Origin of the sequence: Sphingobacterium sp. UBA5996 (genome assembly GCF_002429765.1) — a bacterium.
Taxonomy (GTDB): Bacteria; Bacteroidota; Bacteroidia; order Sphingobacteriales; family Sphingobacteriaceae; genus Sphingobacterium.
This window is the reverse complement of record NZ_DJAS01000008.1, coordinates 46,626-72,442: the sequence shown is the minus strand read 5'-3', so window position 1 is coordinate 72,442 and position 25,817 is coordinate 46,626. Positions and strand designations below refer to the sequence as shown.

Genomic DNA, 25,817 nt, shown 5'->3' with positions numbered 1-25,817 from the left:
ATAAACAATTAAAAGGTAAATGAAATTCCTAGATTATAAGATTTCAGCGCCGGATAGCCCGCAGGTGTCTCCGGGTCCATTTGGTATTTCCGGTAGAATGAAGACCAGACAAATGGATTAACAGCGGTCAGGAACACCCTGAACTTCTGCATGTGCAATTTCTCCGATACAGCGGATGGTAAGGTATACCCGACCTGCAGCGACCTCAACTTGAGGAAGTCTCCATTTTTCATCCAAAAGGTTGAATTGGTATAGTTGTTCGCATTGCTCTGCGTCGTTAACCGCGGAAAAGTTGCGTTATTGCGGGTATCAATGCCCTCCGTTGGATAATATGCCCAAGCATTTCCGGCAATGGGATAAATTGTCGTGTTTCCCACAAAAGGAACCACCTGATTGTAAGCGGCACCCAATAAATTAATATCCATACCTGCTGCTCCTTGAAATAAAGCCGATAGATCAATGCCTTTGTACGCTAGGCCCAGGTTGAATGCATAATACCATTTAGGATAGGCCGGTTTGCCAATAGCTGTCACATCGCTTTGGTCGACAAAGCCATTCTGGTCCAGATCTTTGTATTTCAGATCCCCCGGTTGCACCGGACCGAAGCTTGGTTTGGCGAGTCCATCTTTCAGGCTGCCATCGGCGTTAAAATCCTCAAATTGGTAGAAGCCGTCCGCCACCAGCCCCATGGGTGTACCGATAGCACGCCCAGTTGTATTGGAGAAGGCATTTTTATTGGGTATCTCGGCCTGATAAACGATCTTGTTTTTCGCATAGGTCGCCATCATACCCAGGTTCAGCTGTAGCGCTCCGATCTGCTCCTGATAACTCAGCCCCAGTTCAATCCCTTCATTGTTCACCTTACCAATATTCTGAAGCGGCAACATATCTGCGCCGGTATAGCCCAGGTAGCCCGCTATGAGGTTGTTTCGTGTAATGATGCCCGATCTGCGATCGCTAAACCAAGTCGCCTGAAAATCAAGATTTTTAAGTAGCCGCATATCCAGTCCCAGTTCGTATTTCATGCTTTGCTCAGCGGTAATATCTGGCGTAGCCAGACGGCCTAATCCCAGTCCACCATTAAAAGACAGACTATTGTTGCCCGTTACACTGCCAGGGAGGAAACGATAATACTGCTGATAGAGGTATCTACCCTGCAGTGTCTGGTCGTTGCCGGTCTTTCCCGCGGCGATGCGCAGCTTGGCATAGTTGATCACCGGATTATCTTTAAGGAAATCCTCTTCCGATAGTACCCAGCTTAAAGATGCTGCAGGATACAATTTCCAGCGGTTTCCCGGTGCATAAGCATCCGATCCGCTGTATCCCCAGCCGAGTTCGGCGAAGTATTTCTCCTGATAAGCATAAGATGCCCTTCCAGAAATCTGCTGATAGTGGTAAGCAATTTTTGACGCATCCTCATTGGCATCAGGGATCATATCGCTTGCATAGTAATTGACCACGGCGTTAATATGATGTTTACCGAACTGCCTTTTATATCCAGCCGAAAGGTTGGACTGCCGCCAGGTCAACTGCCCATAAGGGGTGTTGGTTCCGAAAACTATCGGTGTATTCTGATCGGCGGTAGCCTGTTTACCTTCGTAATAACGGGCATAGGTAGCGGTTTTATTCTGGATCACACGCGACCAGGTGTTAAAAGAAACCGCCTGTTCAAGGTACAAGCCTTCTGTCAGGAAGCTCAGATCTTCGCGCAGGCTAAAGTTTCCCTGTAATGTACGGTCATGCGAAGCATACATACCCAAGGCATTCAGTTCCGCAACCGGATTATTTGGATAAAGTGCATTACCCGACCATTGTCCTGTCAGCGCATCGCGCACGGGATAGATATTATTGGGGTAAGTCGTCAGCCGCTTCCAAAAATTCTGCGCATTGTCGTACGTGTTGTTGCTAAAGGGCTGGCTATAACTTTCGATACGCCCGCCCAGATCAATCTTTCCAGTAAAGATTTTAAAGAACTTCAGGTCCACATTCGAGCGTAGATTATACCTTTTGAGGCCTGTATTGCGGCTTGCTTCAGCGCCACCCGGGATATTAAAGAGTCCCGTTTGATCCATATAATCCAGGTAGAGGTTATATTTAGCCACCTCCTTCATGCCGCCCTGCATATTGACATAGGTATTGGTGTAGCGGCCGTTATTTCGCAGCGACTCGTTGAGCCAGTCCACATTGGTACCGGATCCATCTTTGTACTGCTGTAGGGCTTGATCGCTGTAGACCGGAGACCATTGAAAGCGGTTGCCATTGAGCGCATAGGCATCGTTACTGATGGCCTGATTGTATAGATTGGCGTACTGATAAGCGTCGTAAGGCTTCCTGATCTTGACAGCCTGCTGAATGCCAGATATTACCTGCGCATCAATGCGAAACGTATCGGTATTGGCGCGTTTTGTCGTCACCCACAACACGCCATTGGCGCCTTTCATGCCAAATGTGGCTAGACTCACCGGATCTTTCAAGATGGTCACACTTGCGATCTCACCGGCGGCAAGGTATTGAAAATAGAACGATATATCCACCTGAAAACCATCCACGTAACAGACCAGGGCAGCCTGATCGTACGTTGCTCTTCCCCGCATCATGAGTGTTGCCTGATCGTACCCCGGCTGTCCATTGGTTTGGCCTACCATCAGTCCATTCAGATGTCCATATAAGGTATTGGTTAAGTTTGCCACAGGTATCTTTTCCAGTTCCTGTCCACGTACTGTAGCATAATTTTTTACTTTTTGGCTGTCGGTAGAATCCGGAGCAATCCATTCGCCCGGTTGCTGGGCCATCAGCGCAGTGCTTCCCGACCAAACAGCAAAAAGTAAGGCGGTAGCCTTTTTTATCATTGAATAGGTATTCATAGTTTAAAGTCTTCTAATAGGGTCAGTCTTATCAATTAATAGCCCGGATTCTGGATCAGATAACCTTTGTTTACCTCACCTTGTGGGAAAGGATTTAACAATTGCCTCGGATGCCAAAACCCATTATAACGTACCGCATTTCCAAAATTGGTATTTCCCGAAGGCAAAGCGTCACCACCGTTATTAAAAACCAGAAAACGGATCGGTCCACCGATGATACCCTTGTCGATCTGGCTATCCTTCCAATGTTTCAGGTCGTTAAACCGGTATTTTTCCTGGATAAACTCAATCGCCCATTCCCGTTGGATGATTTTGCGCAGTTTATCTTTATTGGTTTCAGTAACAGCCGGTAGTCCTGCACGCTGATGGATTACATTAAGGCGGCTGAGGGCTGCAACAGGTTGCCCCATTTCGTTATATGCTTCTGCCGAACTTAAATAATATGCCGCCAGACGGAAAATCGGAAAGTCGAACCATTCACGACGCCCTGCTTTATAATAAAACTTGGTCGGCTGTCCGGCACCGAAATGGTTGACGTCCTTATAATGCTCGTTCATGTGCCAGATGGGATCGCCGGGGTTGTTGTCGGCCTGCATTTCCCAACCGTTGAAATCAGCGCGCATGCGTGGTTCCATCTCCTTAAACTTGGTAAGGTATTCCGAAAACGGAGCCGTCTGACCTACCCCTGGCCAGCTCTGCTCTGTGCCGTCTGCCTTGTAGTAGTTTTCCAGCATACTGCTCGACAACACGGCTCCATTGGCCTGATAATGAAAATTGACAACATTAAAAATATTGTATGGACCAGCACCACCAGACGATGGCACCTGTTGTTTGAACGCTAAGATTACTTCCCGGTTGCTTGGTGTGGAAGTAGCTGTACCGTAGTCAGCCAGCGGATTTCCCGTATTGATAATACGCAATCCCCCCGCCCCTTCGGCTTCTTTGATCAGGGCTTCACTGGCTTCGAGCGCAACATTCCAACGTTGTGGATCATTGTTCCCAAAACAGATCAGCGCATTGTTTGCCCCCAACTGTAGATAAGGTGTTGCATTATTGAATAATGGACGCGCCGCATAGAGCAAAGCTTTTGCTTTAATTGCCAATGCTGCCGACTTGGTCATCCTGCCCAGTGAATTATCTGCCCAGCGCGAAGGTAAGATGGCCGCAGACTGATCACACCAGCTTACAATACTGTCCAATACATTCTTTATCGGCGCGCGCTGGATGGCCAGTTCTTCCAGATTGTTTAAGGAAGTCAGTGGAAAACTTTTGGAGATTATCGGTACCCCACCATACATGATAAACATTTGCGTATAGCGGTAAGCGACCAGCGCCTGCATTTCGGCCTGTACGATTTTCTTATCCGAGTCGCTCATATCAGACACCCGGCCGATATTTTCCTTGACGAGGTACGCTTTGCGGATCGCCTGAAAGTTGTCGGTGTAACCGTCGTTGCCGTAACCACCATTGGATCCCATGTCCTGGCTATTTGAATTGGGGGTAAAGCCACCGCCAAGAATAGATACCGCCGCCACACTGCCGGGGATCTGCACCCAAAAAGCCTGACTGCCCGCCAGCTGATCATCGGTGCTCGGTGAATAATAGCCGTTCCAGTTCAGTCCCTGGCGCAAAGAGGCAAAATAGGCACCCGCAATGGCATTATAAGCGTTGGCGGACTGGTTAAAAATTGTATCCACCGTCGGATTACCCCCGGGAGGGACCTGCAAAAAATCTTTTTGGCAAGATATACTGCTTCCCAAGATCACCATGGACATGGAAGCAAACAAAGCCTTTTGCCAATAGCGTTGTATTATATCGATCATATCTGTAAGTTTTAAAATGAAATGTTCACACCCAGGTTGTATGTTCTCACAAGCGGGAATATATAGCCGTTGCTATTCTGACTAGTCGACTCGGGATCTATCCCTTTCACGAGCTTGGTCCAGGTGACGAGGTTATTACCACTGGCATACACCCGCACGGCGCTTAGCCCGACACGCTGCAAGAGTTTGCTGTCGCGGACGGTATAGCCTACAGAAGCATTTTTCAAACGCAAAAAGTCTGTTGAGCGCAGCCAGAATGTACTCCGTACTTTCGAGGCTTGGGATACACCGTCAATAGCATTTAGTGCCGGGTAAAGGATCTCCTGTCCACTTTCATATTTTTCCTGCGTCCATCGACCATTATTAACTTCCTCTACGATACGATTGCCGCCGTAGTAGGTGTTACTGATATCATAAGAGCCTTTTGCGGTACCGATAAATAGTGTATTTAAGTCCCAGCCCTTGTAGGTCACACCCAAACGGAAGTTGTACGAGATCAGCGGAAAAGAAGGATAGCCAATTGGGATCATATCGTTGTTATCGATAATACCATCGCCATTGATGTCCTTATAGCGTAGGTCGCCAACATCCACCAGATTGCTAAAGCTATTGTAAGGACGGTTGGCCAGTTCGGCAGCATTGTTGTAAAACCCATCCGCGACCAATCCCTTTGGCTGGCCGATCATGTATCCCGTTTGGTTCATCCAAGGATATGGGAAAGCCGCTTCGGCCATGTAATCTATTTTATTGCGTGCGTAGGAGAAATTTCCTTTTAAGAAGTAGGTAAAGTCTTCGCTTAACTTATCGTCCCAGCCCAATTCAAACTCCCAGCCGCTATTGCTTACCCGACCAACATTGGAGACCGGGGTACCGGCAACGCCCAGATTCGCTGGAATAATGCTAGGCTGAACAAGGATAGAGGACCGTTTTTCATTAAAATAAGTCCCTGAAAAGGATAATTTATCACGGAAAAATTTCAGGTCAAGCTGTACGTTGCTCTTTTTTGCCCGTTCCCAGGTGACCAGCGGATTTCCGACCGACGCTTCAATCGCCCCTGGAATATGCGGATTGGTTGCCGAGCCATCTGTGCTTCCAAAATAATAGCCATTGTTTTGATCCCCTAAATTCCATGAATTGGCCAAATAGAGGTAACGCATCCCACCGATCTGATCATTACCGACCTCACCATAGGAGGCTCTGATCTTGGCAAAGCTCAAGACGCTGTTGTCTTGCAAGAAAGACTCTTTGGAGATAATCCAGCCCGCAGAGAAAGCGGGAAAGAAGCCAAAACGCTTACCGGGAGCAAACTGTTCGGTCCCATTGTAGGCCATATTCACCTCGGCCAAATAGCGTTCGGCATAGTTATAGGTAGCACGCCCAACTAAGCTCATTAAACCCGATGGTGTATTAAAAGCTAGGTTGTTATCAATGTATTTTTGGGCATTCGCCAAGACGAGCCCCGATACATTATGCTTTCCAAAGTCGCGGTTATAGTCTACGCCAGCTTCATAATACATTTTTCTAAAACTGGAATTGAATAGGTAGTCGGTGAGACTATTATCGGTACTCACCATGCCCCCGATGTAGACGATTTCTGTCGGGTTTTGTGGATTTCGGTAAGCCGAATAAGTCGGCACGCCTGGCGTCACGGTATATCCTTTTGCATAATTATCGTCGTAAGCCACCGTGAAATGGGATTTAAGACCACGCGTCAGATAGTCCATTTTATGCTTCAGCACCGTCTGCGCACTGAGGTTGGTTCCCTGTGTGACGCCGTAGCCGCGCGTTACAAGATTGAGCGGATTAATCACCTGACTCGGGAAGCCTCCATTTCCCCCTCTTACCGTACCGATGGGATTCGTTGCGCTGCCATCGGCTCCAAGAAAGTTCAGGACAATTCGTCCGTCAACGATTCCGGGCGATATAAAAGGCCCATGCTTCAAGTTGAGCAATAAAGACTGATATCGCGAAGCCAGGTCAGATCCCTGCACGTTACTAAAATTATCCGACTTGGGGTTGGCAATTTTATTCTTTAGGAATTGGCCGCTGATGTTGACACTGATATCCAGATTTTTGACCACCTCAATATCGAAATTATTACGGAAAGTGTATCTAGAGAATTTTGGATCCACATCTGCTCCGGCTATTTTTGTATAGTTCAGAATACTCGTCTGATCAAAATATCCGATCGAACTGGCATATTTAAATCGTTCGCTGCCTCCCGAAACATTTAAGTTGTATTGATTTTGACGTCCTGTGCCATTGAAGAGTTCTTTGTACCAATCGTGACTGGTGTAATACAGTGCCGGACTGTTTTGCAGCTGCTGCTTCTGTTGCTCGTTGAGTGGCATGGCTGCAATTTCTGCTGCTGTATAATCGCGGTTGTTTTTAAACTTCCAAAGCTCATCTTCCGAAAACAACATATTATTATACGAACCGTTTCCTGAAGCATCCAGTTTTCGGATCGATTCATTTCTGCTGGAAGCAAAGTCATGCGAATTGGTCATGCCCATGAGCGATGTTGCGCGCGTAAACCCCGTGTTGGCCGAGAAACTAAAAGCAGGTCTTCCCGAGCGGCCCCGCTTAGTGCTAACGATAATCACGCCATTAGCGCCACGGATACCGTATACCGCTGTCGCCGAGGCATCCTTTAAGATACTGACGTTCTCAATATCGTTGGCATCAATGGCGTTCAACATGGTAAATGGATTTTCCGCAGGCTGTTGCACACCGTCGATAACGACAAGCGGATTGGCACCATTCAAAGTGGATGTCCCGCGGATACGCAAAGTTGTCGCATTTTGTCCAGGCTCACCGCTGTTCTGTATCCCAGTGATACCCGGCGCCATACCGACCAGCATATTACTGACATTGGCTACCGGCGTTTGTACCAGATCTTTACCTGCTACCACACTGACGGAACCTGTCACGGTCGGTTGTTTCTGTTTACCATAGCCGACAACCACCACCTGCTCCATCTGAATATTATCTTTATACAATTGGATGTTGATGGCTTTCAGATCGCCTACGACCCTACGTTGCGGCAAGTAACCGACGAACGTATAGATAAGCGTATCGGTGGGAAGTGCTTTTATCGAATAATCCCCCGTGACATTAGTCAGTGTCACATTATTCGAATTTTTGACGCTGACATTAACGCCAGTCAGCGGACGCCGCTGCTCATCCACCACATTTCCAGAAATGCGGGTTTGCGCATGAGCCATGCAGGTGATGGACGCCATAAATATCCCTAAAAAGGCTACCTTTTTAGAAAAATGTACTGTCGAGCGTTCAAGACAAGTCGAATGACTGTCAGTGGACAAACAAATCATATTTATCAGTTCGTTTATAATTTTGAAATTATTTCCCTTACGGTAACCTGAGTGGTCAATCAATAAATTGGTTACAGCATTGCATCAAAATTAGGATATTGGCTATGCTTGAGGGATGAATTTTCGCAGAATATAGGGGGAAAAATGTTTCACTTCTCCCCTTTTAAAGCTTCTGGCGGTGTTTTTCCTGATAGGCAGATGGTGTAATCCCGCATTCTTCACGAAAAACTTTGGTGAAATATTTGGGATCCGTAAAGCCCACTTGGTAGGCAATTTCAGCGATCGACCACTGTCCGGTCTCGAGCATATGCTGCGCCCGTTGCAAACGGATGCTCCGGATAAATTCCACTGGTGTCTTGCCGGTCAAGTCAAAAATCCGCCGGTACAAGGTCGCTCTGCCCAAGGCAAATGCCTCACCAAGTCCCTGCACGGAGAGGTTCGAATTGCCCATGTTAGCCTCTACGTAGGCCAGCACTTTTGTGATCCACTCATTATCGAGTGAAGCCGTGTCCAGCTCACTGGGGGCTACTGAAACCTGCTTTTGATAGGTTTCCTTAAAGCGATCCTGCTGAGCGAGTAGATTTTTCATTTTTGAAACCAGCATTTCCATGCGGAACGGCTTGGTGATGTAATCGTTGGCTCCCATTTCGAGGGCCTGGAGCTGCCGCTGCTCGGAATTGACGACAGTCAGCAGGATAAAAGGAATAAAAGCCGTCCGTTTGTCTGTCTTAATCTTCTGGCAGAGCTCCGCACCATTCATTTCTGGCATATTGAGATCGCTGACGATCAGATCGGGATGCTCTGCAAGGGCCTTCTGCCAGCCTTCCTTTCCGTTGGAGGCCACAATAACCTGAAAATACGGCTGGAGAAATTCCTTCATGTAACTGCGGTAGTCGTCGTTGTCTTCCACCAACAGTACGGTTTTTTGCATCGAAAGAGCGGAGCCTATGTCTTCCGCTAGTACATCATCGGACACTGCTTCATTCCGATCCTGGATATCTTGCAACGGCAATTGCAGCACAAATGTACTTCCCTGTCCGACTTCGCTTTCAACATGCAGGGTACCCTGATGCAGCTTGGCAAACTCCCGGCTGATGGCCAGTCCAATACCACTTCCCTGGTTGATCATATGTTTGGGCAGTTCGTTCTGAAAAAAACGTTCAAAGATCTTTTCCAACCTATCGTCAGCAATACCTATCCCCGTATCGCTGACGCGGATTTCGAGCCTATCATCCCCTCTGGTGTCGACAGATAAGGTCACCTTCCCGCCTTCGGGTGTAAATTTAAAAGCATTGGTTAACAGGTTGAACAGAATTCGTTCCATTTTATCCGGATCTAGGGCGGCCCAAACATCCTTGCCCAAGGTTTCGAAGGCGAACTGCACCTGACGTTTTTCAGCCAGATCGAGAAATGAATCGTAGACCTCTTTACAAAGCCCAAAAATCCGGAGGTTCTTTTTATGCAGATGCAACTCACCAAGCTCCAGTTTCCGGAAATCCAGCAGCTGATCAACGAAATTGAGCAGGCGCCGAGCATTTCGGTGGATCAATTTGAATTGCCGTTGCTCATTTTCGGAATAAGGCTGATCCAACAATTTTTCTACTGGTGTCAGGATCAAGGACAGCGGAGTTTTAAGCTCATGGCTAACATTGGTAAAAAAGTGGATCTTCATCGCATCCAGCTCCTGCCTACGCAGCTGCTCCTGTTCCTGCTGTTCTTGCTTAAATTTCAGGCGGGTACGGCTGATGATCCGATAACGCCCCCATACCAGTCCCAGTACGATGACCAAGCCATAAAAACCATATGCCCAGGCACTCGCCCAAAAAGGGGGCCTAATCTCAATATCCAGCTTGGCGTATACTGGATCGGCAGCACCACTTTCTTCGGCACGCACCACGAGCGTATATTTTCCGGGTGCTAATCCCGTAAAACTTATTTTTCGGCTGTTCCCATCCACGCTGACCCACTGGTCATGTAACCCCTGCATCCGGTAGCTGTAGTTTATTTTTCCGGCGTTGACAAAATTGAGCGCTGCAAATTGGATCGCAAACGCATTCTGATCGTATTTTAAAGCCAGTTTATGGGTGGTGGATATACTCTCCGACAGGATTAGGTTGCCCTCATAGTGCTCCCCCACACGCACACTATTATTGAACAGCTGGAGATCGGTAAACAACAACGGATAACTATGCCCTTTCACTTGGTCATTAGGTGGAAAGAAAAGATTGAACCCATTACTGCCACCAAATGCCAATTCACCTGCTTTGGTGATAAATGCTGCGTCATCATTGAAGACATTGCCCTGCAGGCCGTCCGTTTCATCGTAATTCCGAAACGACAATTTAACACCATCCTTTAGGTATTGGGGAGAGATTCTGGACAAGCCATTAGGTGTACTGGCCCAGATCGCATGCTGATGATCCATAATGAGACGCAAGATCGTCTGGTGGGGCAAGCCATCCGCTTTATGATATTTGAAAAACTTTTTTTGTTCCGGACTATAAATCGATAAGCCATCGCGTGTTGCGATCCAGATCAAACCCTTTGCATCCTCGATGACATCCAGTACCGTGGTATTACACAAGCTATTTGCTGCACCTTGCTGATAGCTAAAATGCTGCAACAATTTTCGATTCCGATCATACAGTTCAATACCGGCCGAACCACCTACCCACAGGTTTCCCTTCCGGTCCTCCATGATGGCATTGACCGAAAAGTTAAAGGGATGATTGTAGCGGTAATCCACGAAGGTATTTGTGCTACGGTCCAAAAGCTGAAGTCCATTATTTAATGTTCCCACCCACAAACGTCTTTCCCGATCCTCAAATATTTCCCACACATTATCCTCCAATAAGCTCCCTGGCCGCTTGCTATCGTGTCGATAGTAAGTAAATCGCTGACCGTCGTAACTATTCAGTCCACCAAAATAAGTACCGATCCACAGCTTGTTATCGCGGTCGACATATAAGCTCGCAATAATATTACTTGAAGGCCCGCTTCCATTGTTGGCCTGCAGAAACTTTGTAAATGTTTTCGCTGCCCGATCGTAATAGAGTAAACCCCGCCCATTGGTACCGATCCATAGATTGCCGCGTCTATCCTCGGCAAAACAATTCACATCGTCAAAAGGTAAACTCTTTAGGTTATTCGGATCATGACGGTATTGTGGAAACGAAGACTTTGTCTCGCTGTAAGAATTAATTCCCGCTTTGAAGGTCCCCATCCAGATTGTTCCTGACGCATCCTTTAACAACGACTGTATCGCATTTCCCGGCAAAATTTCTTTTGTACCAAAATCATTCGAGATATAGCTAATGGTTCTCTTTTGTTTATCAACGAGGTTAATTCCACCGTGATCTGTAGCAATCCATATGTTGCCCCTATCGTCCTGCACGATGCCGTTAACGATATCGTTATTGAGTTGAAGCTGACCGACTTTTCGATCCAGTGTCAGCCATCTGTTATCTGCAGCAGAAAGCCAATAAACTGCATTCGCCTTACCGGGCACATAGATCCAGGCATCATCCTGTGCATCTATAAAAAGTTGATAGCCTTGCTCGCCATTACTTGCAGGCACATGAAGCCTTCTGACCAATTGATTATCCGAATCCCCTCGTACGTCAACTGTTCCATCTGCATACACTATCCAGCTCTGCTGTTTGGAATCAAATGCAAGTGAGGAGACCGCATTGCTGTAAAGCGGTCGGCTGCTGTTTTGCATATTCAAAAGCTGCGACTTCTTCTCCCGGATGAGGTATTTATAAATCCCCTCCCCTGGGTAGATAAACCAAAAATTCCCGATGGGATCGGCAACAATTGTTTTGAACCATTCGTGGGGCAATCCAAGCTGGGCGAGCCAACGTTTGGGCTTGGATTCAAACTGTTCATTGGCCGCATTGTATCTATTCCAGCCTTTTGGTGTATAGATCCATAAAGAGTGGAGCGGTCCTTTGACTATTTTATCGATATAATTATCGTTGATACTGGTGCTATCCTGCTCGTTGTGTAGAAATACCTTGAAGTCATAGCCGTCGAAGCGATTCAATCCTGAAGCCGTACCAAACCATATGAAACCATTTTGGTCTTCGGCCATAGCAATCACCCGACCATTGGAAAGACCGTTTTTGATGCCCCTATTGTTAAAGAAATAGCTTTTTTCCTGCGCATGCGCTTTTGTGCACAGCATAATTATCGCCAGCGAAAACAAAAGGCGACAGTAAACCATTAAAAAAAAGGATCTTTGTTTCAATTCAGCCAATACTTTTAATAGGGGGAAACGCTAATTAATTATTTTCCACATTAGGATTGTCAAAGATACGTTTATTCCCTTACATCGTATAAATTAAACTTTTTTTGGACAACGTGAATGGCTTTACTTCGGAAAGTCCGTTAACTGGCTACCTGTTGTGGATGTAACTGTTGGCCAACAACACTATTTATTAAGAATAAACCGACTTAAATTTTATACCTGATTGGGTATAATTGTTACTAAATACAAATAAATATACCCGATTGGGTATACAAAGAAATTGCAAATAATAGCATAAAACAAAGTCTCTACCCAAAAGAACGGATCGAATGTTAGAAAAAAAAGAGCGAATCATAAACCAGCGCCATGCGGATATAAATTGGTCGAATAATTGCTTTATCGAGCTATGCATATTTGCATGAACACAAAGTCGATCCAACATGAAAAAATATATTATCGTATTCAGCTTATCCTTACTTACGCTAAGCGTTTCAGCACAAAAGAAAAAGAAAAAAGAAGTACCGCCGCCAGTGGTAAACCCCATTCCCGAAGCACAAAGAGTAATCGAACAGGCGGGTACTTCGGAAAGTATGGAAGCCGGCATGATAACCATGCCCATGCAGGCTGCTGATCAGGTGCGCATCAAAAAGACAGATGGGCAAGAACTGACGTTGGAGAACTTCGAAGAACTGTTGAATACCGATCTTTCCCAGATCCAAACCTTATCGCTGAGTTCTTCCATCTCAGGAAAGAAGCTCGACAGCGGCATCCTACAGAAGGTGGTTGACGAGGGTAGTCAGCTGGAAGAACTGGAAATCAACAACCTGACTATCAATCGCTTTCCTGAGATCAAAACTGTCCACCCCACGCTGAAAAGAATCACATTAAGCAAAAATGAGCTCAGCACACTTCCGGAAAACATTTCAAACCTGACAGCACTGGAAGAGTTCGACTGCAACAACCCCTTGACGACTTTGCCTGCATCCTTTGCACAACTCAAGAATTTAAAACAATTGGGGTTAAATGGTAATCTATTTACCGCTTTTCCCAAAGAAATTTTTAGTCTTGGCAAACTGAACTTCCTATCCCTTTCTGGCCATTATAAAAGTGAAACTAAGCTGAACGATCTGCCCGATTTATTTGAGCAGTTGCCGGAATTAAAACAAATCGGTATCGAAAACGCGGGGTTGACTACGCTACCAAAATCTATTGCTACCCTTAAAAATTTAGAGAAGGCCAATTTTTCATTCAACAAGTTTACCAGCTTCCCTGCAGCGCTGCAAAACAATCCCAAACTGGTCTATGTACCGTTTACCAATAATCCTCTTCAATGGGAACCATTCTTGGCTTCTGTAAAAAAAATCAAGTGGAGCGGGCTTTTCTTCTTGAACGATACAGGATTGACAAAAAAGCAGTATGAGCAGGTACAGCAGATCCTAAGCAAAACCGATGTTTATTATGACGAAATGAATGACTAAGTTCAATCCTAGCAAAGGAAGCAAACTCTATACAGATAGTTAGACAACCTCACTATCAACCACTTCAATAACAAAAGCAAAGAACGTTGATATTTACGAGGGATTCATAGAAGCTTGCTGTACAAATTTGGGTTTCACCCCAAAATGCTTTTTGAAGCTTGCTGAGAAATGGGCAGGATTGCTATAGCCTAAAAAGCGTGAAATTTCATTTATTGGCCGATCGCCCTTTGCAAGCAAGCGCTTCGCCTTTTGCATTCTACTCGCTGTGACATAGCCATAAATGGTTGTACCGTAGCATAGCTTGAAATATTTTTTTAAATAGTTTTCATTCGTTCCCAATTCGGCAGACAACTGTGTCAATGATGGTGGATCTGTTAACCTGCTCTCTACTATTTCTTTCGCTTTGGTCATCAGCTTTTTCATTTCGGGGCTGAGGTTATTATCAATTGGAAGCGCTATTCCTTTAACCTTCTGCTCATCAAATGTACGCGCCAATAGCTCCAGAACCTTACCAAAACAATACAATGATTTCCATTCTTTGTCCATCTCCGTATCCAGTAGTTCAGCAATAATTTCCTTCTGTTGCGCACTGATCAATCTAGACTCGTCAAACAGAATGCCCGTCTGTGACTTTTCCGCAAGGCTACGCAACTTAAGCCCAAAAGAGCTATCTACGGGCAAATGGGATTCGAATAAAGAAATCGGTATATTGATTTCAAAAAAGCTTTCTGCCGGGCGGCGATGCCATAAGCCAATAATCTGAGGTGCTGCAAACAGGTAACTTTGGACATGCCCCGGTGAACAGCTGCCTAATAGTTCACCATCTACGTAGTACTGCCGGTCACTATTTAACGCGAAAAAAACATGAACATACGGTACAGCATTGTCAATACAGAGATAGCCATCACTTGTAGATGTCAGTTCCGAATGCATCATATGCATACCCTGCGGCAGGACAATCTCGGAGACATTCATTCGTGAAGAATACTGTTTCATCGTTTTTTGGCGAAATTGGAAAGACCGATTTCTAAATGTGCGGATATCAAACACGTAATGTGGCGGCGTGTCGGCAATTTCGCGCGCAACTTGCTCACCCAAAGACCATGATTCCTGCAGATGTGCATTATTGAGAAGTACTTTTTCTAAACCATCCATAGTTAGGGTAACCTTTAAAATTCCCGAATTGCATATTTTTTCTCCGCCAAATATAAGTTTAATCATCGAATTTTGTCTGCTTATTAAGATTAAATTTAAATAAGATGCGAAAAATACCTATGCTTGTCGCAGCCATATGGAGTTTACAACTCACCTTCACTCATGCGCAAGAAAAACAGTTATTCAACGGAACAGTTTTGGATGAATACAATGCTCCCCTTGCCGGAGCTACAATTACGGTACTTAAAACCAACCAGCATACCGCAACGGACCATCATGGACAATTTATATTGCCTACCTTAAGCAAAGGAACCTATGATATCCGCATTAATGCAATCGGTTACAAAACCATCAAACAGAAAATATCGATTGATCCGGCACATCCCTTTACCATGACATTTCCCATGTTTCGTGCAGAGGAAGCGCTGCAAACGGTAGAAATCTACGGGCGCAAAGAAAAGTCCTATCGAAACACGCAGTCGTTTATCGGCAGTAAGACCGAAACCAAATTGCGTGATTTACCGCAATCGGTTTCTTATGCGACCAAAGAGCTTATTGCCGACCAAGGATTGATGCGTGTAGGCGAAATTGTAAAAAATTTCAGTGGTGTCAATCAGTTTACCTTTTACGACGATATTACGATCCGGGGCTTTCGGATCAATGGTGGATCCAACACCCAGCTTGTCAACGGGATGCGTACCACAACAGGGTTCTGGAAACAGCCGCTGGCCAATTACCTGGAACGGGTGGAAGTATTGAAAGGCCCATCGTCAGCTCTATTTGGGAATGCGAGCCCCGGCGGTGTCGTTAATCGTGTCACAAAAAAGCCGTTAGACGAGGCACGCAAATCGTTGCAATTCTCGGTGGGAAGCTTCAACAACCTCCGGGCCCTGGCGGACTTCACAGGACCTATGACATCCGATAAAACGTTGCTTTACCGCCTCAACATCGGTTATGAAAACGCACAAAGTTTTCGGGATCTCCAGTTTGACAAAAACTTGGTGCTGGCACCATCGTTTTCCTTTATTCCATCAGAAAACACCCGCATCAATTTTGATATGGTCTATAACGATTCCAAGTCGAGACTCGACCGGGGACAATCTGTCTTTGCCAACGGTGATCTGTATTCGACCCCTATTAGCCAATCCATGAGTACGGCCAATGATTTTCTGAACGAACAAACGTATATGGTCACTGCCTCATTGAATCACCGTTTCACTGATAAATTGAGTTTCAATGCATCTTACATGAAAACAGGCTACGCCGAGGATCTGTCAGAACACCGCTCGGCCAATACATATGCTGTAGATGGCAAAGGAGCCAATATTGAGAACATGGTGGCAAGACAGGTTTTCATCCGAAACAGAAAACGATTTGTCGATAACATCACCGCTTTCTTTAATTATAACGTTAACACGGGCGTGCTAGCCCACAAACTCATTGCCGGCTATGACTACGCCCAGGAGGTATTACCTGTGGGTGGTTCGCAGCTGACAGCAAGCGGTTACAGAAATAAAGATAACACAGGCAGCATTGCTAAATTTGATCCTAAAATGATCAATAATTATTTACTTGACAAAAATGGCAATCCAGTGCCCAATGTATCTAGTTTTGACCTTAGCAACCCCCTGAAAAGTCAACAGTTGCAGGACGAAAGCAAGTATTTTTTTGCACCGGCATCCACTACATCAGTTGCTCCAACCTATTATCATCTGAATGCACTATATCTACAGGATCAGCTCACTCTGGGGCGGCTTCAATTATTGCTTGGGTTACGGTATGAGAATTACAAGGATATTGCCAATTATAAAACAGATCAGGCCGAGAATGTACACCAAGATGTCCTTCTACCACGCTTTGGCGCAGTATATACCATCAATCCGCAGATTAATCTATACGGAACCTACGTCAAAGGCTATAACCCACAAACGGCTTCGGCGCTGGCAAATCCAAATGCAGGCGGGCCATTCGATCCGCTCGAAAATGATATGACCGAGTTTGGATTAAAAACTGCCTGGTTGGATGGAAAATTGCAGGCGAGTACAGCCATCTATCAGATCAATCAGAAGAACACCCTTTATCCTGCACCTACTGCCGAAAATGCGGATTTGATGGAACAGATCGGTAAGGAAAGATCCAAAGGGATCGAGTTTGACATTCAGGGTCAGATCCTTCCGTATTGGAGTGTTATCGCTTCTTATGCTTACAACGACGCCAGAATTACCAAAGGCGGGAATAACGAAGAACTGAACAAACAAAAGCCCAATGCGCCTCAGAATACGGCGAATATCTGGACCAGATTTTCTATTCCCTCCGGAAAAGCCAAAGGCTTGGGTATCGGTGTCGGTGCCAACTACGTAGACAAACGAAACCTGTCGCTTAACCTGAACCAAACAATACCCTCATACAGTTTATTGAATGCTGCCTTGTACTATTCCATTGGTAAAGTGCAGCTGCAGGCCAACTTCAATAATATCACCAATAAAACCCATTGGGTAGGTGGTTACGATTACATCCGTCTATTTCCAGGTGCACCACGTAATTTCCTATTGACACTCGGCTATACCTTTTAAGGATGACTTTAAAAAAGACGATCTTGTTTTTACACCGCTGGATCGGACTATTGTCCGGTCTGGTGGTTTTTATTGTGAGCATTACAGGCGCTATCTATGTGTTTGAGAAGGAACTATTTGCCCTTTTTCATCCAAGTTATGTGACGGTAACGGCACACAAAGGCGAGAAAACACTTCCCCTCTCCATCTTAAAGGCAAATGCACAGCGTGTCACCGATCATCCCATTACCCTTATCCGTGTGCCTGCTAGAGATGATCAGCGACAAGTTTATCTATTTGAAGCCCTTAAGCGCCGTCCAAAGAATGATATCGTCGGCGTATTCATCAACAAAGAAATCCGCTATTGGGACCGTATTTTTGTAGACCCCTACAGCGGAAAGGTTTTAGGGAAAATAGATGTCGAAACTAATTTCTTTTGGATTGTCAGGCAGATCCATCAATTCTTATATCTGAGGCGCGATGTGGGCAGCACCATCGTAGGTACCAGCGTCTTGCTGTTTATCATTACGTTACTTTCGGGTATTTTCCTTTGGTGGCCCAAAAACCGTAAAGTCGCTGTTAAACGCCTCAAGATTAATTTTAGTGCTAAATGGAAACGCCTAAACTACGATCTTCACCAAGTACTTGGCTTTTACGCTTTCTTCGTTGCTATCGTCATTGCGGCAACGGGTTTAGTTTGGTCCTTCAAATGGTGGGAAACCAGTATTTACTGGTTGCTGGATGGTAAGCGGCCCAATAAGAAACACGAAGAGCCAAAAGCTCCAGAAAATACAATAGATGCCGCCAGTGAGGCCTCTCTAGATCTGATATGGTCTGATGTTGTGAAAAAGTATGGCGCGCATGAAGGTGCTTTGGTCAACATCCCACAAAATGCTTCACTAGCCAATATTACTGTCTATAAGAAAGGAAATACCTGGTGGTCGGCTTCCGATACCTATACCTATGATCTTCGTAGTGAAAAGTGCTCTTTCAAGCGGCTCCAAAATGATAAAACATTGGGCATGAAGTGGCGCGATTCCAACTATGATATCCATGTCGGAAAAATAGCCGGGCGTACAGGCATGTGGATCGCATTTGTGACCAGTTTAATCTGCGCCTCTTTGCCGGTAACAGGCTTTTATATCTGGTATGGTAGAAAATTTAAGAAGAAGAAACGGCGTTGCAGCATTATCAAAATAAATTAAATATCATTTTGATAGTAAAAAGTAATACATGAAATAAAATAGGACAAATTAAAATTATATCAAATATCCTATTTCTCAGCTCCTTTTTGTACTTAATAATAGTAAAAATTGACAAAAGAATTAGCATAACAAAAACTGGGAAAGCCACCTTATTATTAAACTGGTGTTCAACAATCCTTAAACATCTTTCATCTAAATTCTTAGCATTAATTTTAAAACTAATAATGATAATATATAAAATTGGAATCATTATACTTCCAATAGTTGGAAACTTTATCTGTTGCATATTTCTATTTTAAGTTCATCCATTTATCCATAGCATTGTATCCGGCTTTAATCGCATTTTGATCTCCTTTTGAATCACCTAAATTTTTCCATTCATTAAGATTTGATCCTAACCATACTTGCATATAAGTATATCCATTAGCTCTCATCCATGCCCCCCATATATACTGTCCCGCATCAGAAGGATTGTAAAGTATTTTTGATCCATTTATTCTGAATGGTAAACCTTTAACTTCCATAAATCCCCTTCCAGCTCTTTCCCCCGCCTTGGATTTTAGAGCAAATTGGGGATTATCTTTTAACACTAATGGAAAATCAGCATCATTACCCACGCTCGCATCACTAATTGAAAGTAAAGCACTAATTCTTCCCAAAAGCCTTGCTTCTTTAACTTTACTGCTCCAAAACCCGCATTATTTATTAATCCCCAAATTGTGTGTTTTTTTGAAAAATCTCTCCCATGGTATAACCAAAACAAATAAAAGAAATAGGAAAAAAAACATCCTAAGTTTTGCCTTCGCTAGACCATCCTTTTTATAAAAAAAATTATGCTTTTCATTATAGACTAATTCAATATGAGAACCAACAGGATATTTTAAGCATTCTTCATTTGCCATTCTAACAGCATATAACTTCCCTTTATATTTGACATTGATTGATGAGCTTCCTTTTGAACTTCGACAATATTGCCCTTCAACCAAAAAACTACGGGCCACGCTACTCTCCATTTTAACATCTTCCCTATAAAAATAAATATTATACACTACACCAATAGCAACTGCACCTATTAAGAATATTCTGATTTTTTTTGAATTCATTCAACTCATCTCTATAACCAGCATCTTGTATATCATTAATTTCTTGTTTTAAACCTTCTTTAATAGTAAAGCATTCCCAAATTTCTGCATTAAATTCATTTGGCAAATAGTTTAATACAAAAGTTGGCACATCTGATTTCATAATTTTAAATGATTTATACAACGCCTCCTCAGGACCTTGAGGGTATGCAACCCCTCCCCATTTAAAAAAAGGTTGTTGAAAGCTTAAATTTTGAACATCACTTTCTTTTTTTGAAATGATAATTTCGAATCCTATATCCATGATTTTAAGTTTTAGCACATTCTCAGCGAAACGTCACTATTTCCGCTCTTTCAAATTATTCCTCCTATAAATCAATAATCCTGAGCATACATATATAATAAATACAAATATCAGTATGATTTGAGCACAATCATTCAGAAAAGCCAATTTACACATCATATTTAGGTCTATTTTTAAGTTCAAATAAATTTTTGATCATCTTAACGGAAAAATAAATAATCAAAATTATATGAAGCAACAGGCTCGCAGGCAACAATTCAAATGCATATCCAGATTCATACCTCACCACGGTATTCATCTCTGGATTATGCTCCCCAATTCCACCAAAGGGTATAGCTACTTTATAGTTATAGTCTCTCAAGCGAATCAGAGAATCGTAAGATCTAGCATAATGCAATGAATCATAGTTTTCAATTTGTTTTTTATCCATATATAAAAATGGCTTCAGTTATCAAATTATTTAATAAAATTATTCGTACTATCGCGCTTCGTAGACAATGGCCTAAAATTGAATGTATCTCGTCTCGCTATAAGCTTCCCCGTTTTGATGTATTTTCGTGAAGTTATGATAAACTGCCTTTCGTTTACAATATGCCCACTATCAACATAAGTTTGATATTTTTCAGCATAGATTGGGGTTAAGTATCGTTCAATTGTGATATGACTTCCGTCAACAATATATAATCCCCAGATATATCCCGTCTTTTTGTCATTAACATTACTTTTCGAAAAAGTTTCATCAATATTCTTAAAACCATGTTTAATTCTCGGGTTCCCACCTTGATAGACTATTCCATTTTTATACAGAAAGATAACATCAAAAAAAACGCTATCTAATTTAGTATAATAATACCCATTCAACAAAAGTCTTTCACTAACATTTTCTTTCAGCTGCAATGTCGGCAGTTGCCGACGAACAGAACAGGAAACTATTAAAAAGAAAAATATATAAAAATAAATTGTTCTTACCATACCGTAAAAGGATTGAGTGCGCGTTTCAGTTAATTTATTGATAAATTTCGAGTTCTAAGTGTAATGATTTGAAAAATACTTATCAATACAAGCCTCAGCATATCTAAATTCAAAAGTATTTTATCAGGTATAGTATCAAAGTCTACATTCTCATCAACTTCTGAAAAACCTATTCGATGAAGTTCAAATTCAAAAACGTATAATTTTTTATCATTCCAAACATCTAACATTATTGAATCAGATGAAATTTTTTTTATATACTCATATTACAAAACCACCCGAAGTAAATACGAAAGCCTCTCTAACAGCGTTGGGCGTTGCATCATTAATTTCAATCCATGTATCACTACTTTATCTCTGATACTACATCCGAAAAATCTTTCCACTCCAAATACGAATAAAAATCCTTGACCACACCTATTTTACTGAAAACAGAGTTAAAACATCCTTCATTTAATACCGCTTGGAGAGCTGCATAAATTTCCCGACGAGAGAGCTCTTTTACAATAAGCATATCTGTAGACCAAAAATAGATTTCACGATTTTTCTCCATCAGTTTATCAATATTAGTCAGCGTAAACAATGTTCCAAAATAAACCTCATCATTCTCCAAAATAATATTGACATCAATGTTATCATCATATATATTGACTACTTGATAAGGAGCAGGAAATCGAACTTTAAACTTCATAACTTTATTAAATTTTTTATAACTATCATCCCAACTACCTTTCTACATCTCCTTTACTAATTTCCAGAGGTATCTAGTGTCTCTATATTGCTACAGGAGTTTTTTCCCATGGTAATAGGTATGAATGATCCAATACTTTTATAACGGATGGCAATTTACTCGGAGAAATCTTTAAATATAATTATCAATAATTATACATATTTTTTATCTCTTTATTTTGCCGTAGTAAATTAATCCGAATTGAACAATTCCCGCTATCTATAGATAATTGGTAAAAAATCATTAAATATATGATCACAAGTTGACGTGAAGTATTACAAGAAGTTAATATTTATGAGCACTTACTCATATTTTACATCAATTTGATTATAAATGGAAGGACGTCGTCGACTTTTTCTTTCCTTGAATCTATGTTTATCCAAAAAAGCTGAATTTCCGGATAAATAGCCCAAGTCGACCTTCTCAAAATAATTGTAATAGTCAATCAGCAATCTGATTTGATCCCCAAAGTCCTTATCCCGAAACGTAACGATGCCGTTTTTGCTTTTATAAAAAATATCGTTATCATTATTAATCAATAAAATATCGTTTTCAGAAGTAATCAGGTAAATTTTATAGTCGCCATAGGGATACATTTTATTGTCATCGCGATTAACGGTATCTCCCTGGGTTCGATATTTATTTAATATCGTTTTATACAACTTGTTCCATTCGGCACTATCTAAAAGTTTATCAGGAGCCTTTGTAACAACATCATAATCGAAGATATTTCGTTGAAATGTTGAAAAGCTAAACTTGTCATCTTGGATAAGTCCATCTTCAAAGATAACTTTAATATAAGCACTGTTTGTCCTAAATGCGCAGTTTATCTTTTTATTTTCAACAACAGGTCCATTACAGCTCGATATAAGTAGCAGGCAACTTATCATGCTGGTTAGTAAACAATGTAGAATCTGTTTCATTTTTCTCATTACTGACTTCTCATTTTTAAACATATTTTCATGATACTATGTTACGGAAGTTTATTTCTTACGATGCTTATTGCGTCAAGCTCCATCCAGCCGACTTATCTTCCAGATCTGCGATGTCGAGCCCATTGATTATCTCTAATTTATCCTCTCCTTTCCTTACTTTTCAATACCTTTCAAGTATAAATCAATCATGCTAAGCAAATACATGATATACTATAAAATGCTTTACAGTTATTTTTTTGTCCGAAATCATGCTCGTATCAAATGATCCCTGATTAAAAAATATACTGGTTTTTTTTGGCTTTTTTTAATGAAGTAAATTTATAACTTTATTTACTTGAATATTTGAAAAATGTAATCATTTATTGAAGATCTAGCTTAATTCAACAACAAATAATGATATGCTTAATAGTTGATTATTAACATACCAGTTAGCGACCCTTAAACCGCGTCAGCAGATTGGAATATCGATATAGCTAAATTAGGAGATAAGCACATGAAAAACTTCGAAAGAATCGGAAACGAATACAAAATGAAACCCCAGCTAGGAACCTATGTGCCGTTGATCGGCATTTTTTCCATTATAATGATAGTGGGATTCGTAAAACTTCCCGAATCCTCTTTTAAATGGTGGATGCTCGGTATTTTGGTCATCCTAATAATTTCCCTGCTGCGATCATACTTTATCATCGATATGGACAAAAGGGAAATGCGTGTACGTAAAGGTCTTGTAGGAAAGGAAGTAACTGTGCCGCTCGATCGCCTAGAAGGGTTTACCATCCACAAACTCAAACAATACGGTCTCATTACTATCAATGTGTCTCTCATAGCACGTTATCGCCACGAGAATGGTAAAGAAAAAAGGGTACAGCTTGCACAGAGTTACTTTACAAAGCCCATTCAGCGGATCTGTAATGAGATCGACGAAATTATCGCTAAAGAGAATAATTTGTGATTCGCTCATCCATAAGTCTGTGTAAACCCCATTCTTTGGAATATGACCAACATAGATATCCTAAAGCGACAATTTCTTCACGCACTGAAACGCGGGACAGGTGAAGCGTATCTGATCGTAAAAGAGCATCCGAAAGTCGACTTTTCAAATCAAATTATACAAGGTGTATTAAACATTTTCGCCTATGACGGACAATGCGAGAGCGACCGGGCAACTTATATTTTTGAGATTATTTCTATTTCAAAACAGAAAGACAAAATCCGTAAAGCCGTTTTGCAAGGCTTGGCCAACGAGCAAAACAACAGCTGGAACCTGACACATTTGTTTGCCCTAGCAAAACTTTATGCGCAGCAAAATGATGCTGAAGCAAAAGAGGCTGTATACAACCGGTTTTTAAATAATCCAATTGAAGGTTCTGATTGGGTCGGAGCTTATGAAATAATAGAACTTGACGGACTTAACGGCTTATTTTACGTTGCTGAAAAATTTGGAAAATACATTGAAAAACATCCTGACGATTGGCAAGACGACAATATAATTCGACATTTTCAAACAGAACACCAAAATATACAGGTTTATGAAGAACTTAAAATGAAAGCCCAGACCAATAAGTTCATAGGTCTTTACCTTGATAGCATACAGCGAACAGAAACCGACCTAAAAGCCCAGCGAACAAAACCCCAAAAATATAAAGACATCATTGATGAAGTTTTAAATAGTAAAGCGCGTATTTCTTTTGCTAGAATGAAAAACTTAACAGAAGAAGAAATAAAAACTATTGCAAAGCATCTTTTGAAAGAAAAAAAACCGGCAAATATTGAATGCCTTCTGGATATTTTTGGCTTTCACAAATTTCCTTACGGTAGCCAACTCATTTTAGACTTTGCTAAACAAAAGTGGACAGGCAAAAACAGAATAGCTAAAAATGCCATTAACGCACTAAAATATCTAAAAAGCAAAGCCATCAGAGATTTTGCTTTGAACAAAATACAAACTGCCAAAAATCCGATTGATTATTTGGAATTGCTGATTGCTAATTACAAAAGCAGCGACTCGAAGCTATTGACCGAAATCGCCGAAAAGGCAAAAAATGAACACAAAGTTGAGCGATTGGCAGGGATATACACCGATATTTTCAATAAAAATAAAACCAAATCCTGTAAAAAACCGCTTGAAATTCTGTATAGCAAAACGAATTGTGCGCTTCACAGAAAAGATATCATAGAAGTTCTGCTCCATAACAACGTTCTTTCTGATACATTAAGAAAAGAACTGCAATATGACTGCAATTTGGAAACAAGGATGATAGCTCTTCTCTACAAACACTAGATCCTTACAACCGGAGTTTCTGATTAAATGCTCCAGCACCTTATTGTTCAAAGCCGTAGAACACCTCGATATCATCAACTTTTATTTCTAAAATAGTTCATTTGGTATAATTACCAAACTGCAAACTGCAGTAGCTACTCAACTCCGATTCAAGATCGCTGCCATCACGTCATCCCTTAGATTTCTGGCGATCGGAATTTTATATTCCCCAACATGTAACTGATTCCCTGCTATGATTGCTATCCTATTCCTATTGACCAGATAGGATCGATGGCAGGCAATAAAGTGCTGAGCTGGCAGCATACTTATCATCTGCTGTAGACTGCAATAGGTCACTTCACGCGTATCTGAAGTATGCACAACCACATAGTTACCCATACTCTGTACGAACAAGATATCCTGAATAAAGATCTTTTTTAACTGTTTGTCCACCTTCAGAAAGATATGCGCCTCCTGTGGATTTGCCAACACCCCTGCCGAAGGAGCAGCATTGCAGAGTACATCGAATGCCCGATTGGCCGCCTTAAAGAAGCGTTCAAAAGGCACAGGCTTTAACAGATAATCGACTACTTCCAATTCGTACCCACGCAAAGCATACTTTTCGTAGGCCGACACCACGATAATCTTCGGCGGATTGCTTAAGCTCGCTATATAATCCAAACCCGATATCTCGGGCATCTCGATATCGAGAAAGATCAGATCAAGGGGATGCAAACGCAGATATTGGCTCAATTCAATCGCATCTTCGCATTCCACAACAAGCTTCAAAAAATCTATTTTTGCTATATAAGATGCAATTCCCTTACGCGCAAAAGGCTCGTCGTCTACGATAGCACATTTGATCTCCATCATCAT

At 42.3% G+C, this 25,817-nt stretch carries 18 protein-coding genes; 5 read left to right on the top strand and 13 right to left on the bottom strand.

The window, feature by feature from the left end:
- Positions 1-8: 8 nt before the first annotated feature.
- The 4 genes from B3E00_RS05565 to B3E00_RS05550 all read right to left on the bottom strand — a co-directional run bounded on the left by B3E00_RS05565 (position 9) and on the right by B3E00_RS05550 (position 12,205).
- Entirely contained in the window at positions 9-2,864 is a 2,856-nt protein-coding gene (locus tag B3E00_RS05565; RefSeq protein WP_293937555.1) for a SusC/RagA family TonB-linked outer membrane protein, read from the bottom strand.
- A 35-nt stretch (positions 2,865-2,899) separates the two neighbouring features.
- Positions 2,900-4,687 carry a RagB/SusD family nutrient uptake outer membrane protein gene (locus B3E00_RS05560; RefSeq protein ID WP_293937552.1) on the bottom strand — a complete coding sequence of 596 codons (1,788 nt, stop codon included), beginning with the start codon at positions 4,685-4,687 and terminating at the stop codon, positions 2,900-2,902.
- Between the two features lie 11 nt (positions 4,688-4,698).
- Complete coding sequence (locus tag B3E00_RS05555; RefSeq protein WP_293937550.1) at positions 4,699-8,010, bottom strand: SusC/RagA family TonB-linked outer membrane protein; 3,312 nt, start codon at positions 8,008-8,010, stop codon at positions 4,699-4,701.
- A 172-nt stretch (positions 8,011-8,182) separates the two neighbouring features.
- Entirely contained in the window at positions 8,183-12,205 is a 4,023-nt protein-coding gene (locus B3E00_RS05550) for a two-component regulator propeller domain-containing protein (protein ID WP_293937548.1), read from the bottom strand.
- A gap of 503 nt (positions 12,206-12,708) precedes the next feature.
- Between B3E00_RS05550 and B3E00_RS05545 the strand changes: the two genes are divergently transcribed.
- On the top strand, positions 12,709-13,746 hold the full coding sequence (locus B3E00_RS05545; protein ID WP_293937546.1) for a leucine-rich repeat domain-containing protein: 1,038 nt from the start codon (positions 12,709-12,711) through the stop codon (positions 13,744-13,746).
- A gap of 93 nt (positions 13,747-13,839) precedes the next feature.
- Here the strand turns inward: B3E00_RS05545 and B3E00_RS05540 are convergent, their stop codons facing one another.
- A complete protein-coding gene (locus B3E00_RS05540; protein ID WP_293937544.1) occupies positions 13,840-14,967 on the bottom strand; it encodes a helix-turn-helix transcriptional regulator in 1,128 nt (375 codons plus the stop codon).
- Between the two features lie 38 nt (positions 14,968-15,005).
- On the opposite strand from B3E00_RS05540, the gene B3E00_RS05535 reads away from it, so the two are divergent.
- Positions 15,006-17,474 (top strand): TonB-dependent receptor, encoded by a 2,469-nt coding sequence (locus B3E00_RS05535; RefSeq protein WP_293937542.1) that lies wholly within the window; start codon positions 15,006-15,008, stop codon positions 17,472-17,474.
- Positions 17,475-17,476: 2 nt separating this feature from the next.
- Complete coding sequence (locus B3E00_RS05530) at positions 17,477-18,658, top strand: PepSY-associated TM helix domain-containing protein (protein WP_293937539.1); 1,182 nt, start codon at positions 17,477-17,479, stop codon at positions 18,656-18,658.
- Positions 18,659-18,948: 290 nt separating this feature from the next.
- Here B3E00_RS05530 and B3E00_RS05525 read toward each other — a convergent pair whose 3' ends face one another.
- The 7 genes from B3E00_RS05525 to B3E00_RS05495 form a co-directional block, all read right to left on the bottom strand.
- A complete protein-coding gene (locus B3E00_RS05525) occupies positions 18,949-19,317 on the bottom strand; it encodes a polymorphic toxin type 44 domain-containing protein (RefSeq protein WP_293886744.1) in 369 nt (122 codons plus the stop codon).
- Between the two features lie 39 nt (positions 19,318-19,356).
- Entirely contained in the window at positions 19,357-19,761 is a 405-nt protein-coding gene (locus tag B3E00_RS05520) for a hypothetical protein (RefSeq protein ID WP_293937537.1), read from the bottom strand.
- A complete protein-coding gene (locus B3E00_RS05515) occupies positions 19,700-20,044 on the bottom strand; it encodes a hypothetical protein (RefSeq protein ID WP_293937536.1) in 345 nt (114 codons plus the stop codon). The genes B3E00_RS05520 and B3E00_RS05515 overlap by 62 nt, the downstream gene beginning before the upstream one ends.
- Positions 20,045-20,192: 148 nt before the next feature.
- Positions 20,193-20,474, bottom strand: coding sequence for a hypothetical protein (locus B3E00_RS05510; RefSeq protein ID WP_293937534.1), 282 nt, complete (start codon positions 20,472-20,474; stop codon positions 20,193-20,195).
- Between the two features lie 26 nt (positions 20,475-20,500).
- Entirely contained in the window at positions 20,501-21,016 is a 516-nt protein-coding gene (locus B3E00_RS05505) for a hypothetical protein (RefSeq protein ID WP_293937532.1), read from the bottom strand.
- A gap of 346 nt (positions 21,017-21,362) precedes the next feature.
- The gene (locus tag B3E00_RS05500; RefSeq protein ID WP_293937530.1) at positions 21,363-21,707 is read right to left on the bottom strand and encodes a hypothetical protein; all 345 of its coding nucleotides are present in this window, start codon (positions 21,705-21,707) and stop codon (positions 21,363-21,365) included.
- Between the two features lie 341 nt (positions 21,708-22,048).
- Positions 22,049-22,636, bottom strand: a complete 588-nt coding sequence (locus B3E00_RS05495; protein ID WP_293886758.1) for a hypothetical protein — start codon at positions 22,634-22,636, stop codon at positions 22,049-22,051.
- A 538-nt stretch (positions 22,637-23,174) separates the two neighbouring features.
- Between B3E00_RS05495 and B3E00_RS05490 the strand changes: the two genes are divergently transcribed.
- A complete protein-coding gene (locus tag B3E00_RS05490; RefSeq protein ID WP_293937528.1) occupies positions 23,175-23,633 on the top strand; it encodes a hypothetical protein in 459 nt (152 codons plus the stop codon).
- Between the two features lie 282 nt (positions 23,634-23,915).
- Positions 23,916-24,962 carry a hypothetical protein gene (locus tag B3E00_RS05485; RefSeq protein WP_293886762.1) on the top strand — a complete coding sequence of 349 codons (1,047 nt, stop codon included), beginning with the start codon at positions 23,916-23,918 and terminating at the stop codon, positions 24,960-24,962.
- A 138-nt stretch (positions 24,963-25,100) separates the two neighbouring features.
- Here B3E00_RS05485 and B3E00_RS05480 read toward each other — a convergent pair whose 3' ends face one another.
- Entirely contained in the window at positions 25,101-25,817 is a 717-nt protein-coding gene (locus tag B3E00_RS05480) for a LytR/AlgR family response regulator transcription factor (protein WP_293937526.1), read from the bottom strand.

Bases quoted from the DNA above. Each gene is read 5' to 3' on its own strand.
- B3E00_RS05565 (WP_293937555.1), bottom strand. From the start codon at position 2,864: ATGAATACCTATTCAATGATAAAAAAGGCTACCGCCTTACTTTTTGCT.
- B3E00_RS05560 (WP_293937552.1), bottom strand. From the start codon at position 4,687: ATGATCGATATAATACAACGCTATTGGCAAAAGGCTTTGTTTGCTTCC.
- B3E00_RS05550 (WP_293937548.1), bottom strand. From the start codon at position 12,205: ATGCTGTGCACAAAAGCGCATGCGCAGGAAAAAAGCTATTTCTTTAAC.
- B3E00_RS05545 (WP_293937546.1), top strand. From the start codon at position 12,709: ATGAAAAAATATATTATCGTATTCAGCTTATCCTTACTTACGCTAAGC.
- B3E00_RS05540 (WP_293937544.1), bottom strand. From the start codon at position 14,967: ATGATTAAACTTATATTTGGCGGAGAAAAAATATGCAATTCGGGAATT.
- B3E00_RS05535 (WP_293937542.1), top strand. From the start codon at position 15,006: ATGCGAAAAATACCTATGCTTGTCGCAGCCATATGGAGTTTACAACTC.
- B3E00_RS05530 (WP_293937539.1), top strand. From the start codon at position 17,477: ATGACTTTAAAAAAGACGATCTTGTTTTTACACCGCTGGATCGGACTA.
- B3E00_RS05520 (WP_293937537.1), bottom strand. From the start codon at position 19,761: ATGAATTCAAAAAAAATCAGAATATTCTTAATAGGTGCAGTTGCTATT.
- B3E00_RS05515 (WP_293937536.1), bottom strand. From the start codon at position 20,044: ATGGATATAGGATTCGAAATTATCATTTCAAAAAAAGAAAGTGATGTT.
- B3E00_RS05510 (WP_293937534.1), bottom strand. From the start codon at position 20,474: ATGGATAAAAAACAAATTGAAAACTATGATTCATTGCATTATGCTAGA.
- B3E00_RS05505 (WP_293937532.1), bottom strand. From the start codon at position 21,016: ATGGTAAGAACAATTTATTTTTATATATTTTTCTTTTTAATAGTTTCC.
- B3E00_RS05500 (WP_293937530.1), bottom strand. From the start codon at position 21,707: ATGAAGTTTAAAGTTCGATTTCCTGCTCCTTATCAAGTAGTCAATATA.
- B3E00_RS05495 (WP_293886758.1), bottom strand. From the start codon at position 22,636: ATGATAAGTTGCCTGCTACTTATATCGAGCTGTAATGGACCTGTTGTT.
- B3E00_RS05490 (WP_293937528.1), top strand. From the start codon at position 23,175: ATGAAAAACTTCGAAAGAATCGGAAACGAATACAAAATGAAACCCCAG.
- B3E00_RS05480 (WP_293937526.1), bottom strand. From the start codon at position 25,817: ATGATGATGGAGATCAAATGTGCTATCGTAGACGACGAGCCTTTTGCG.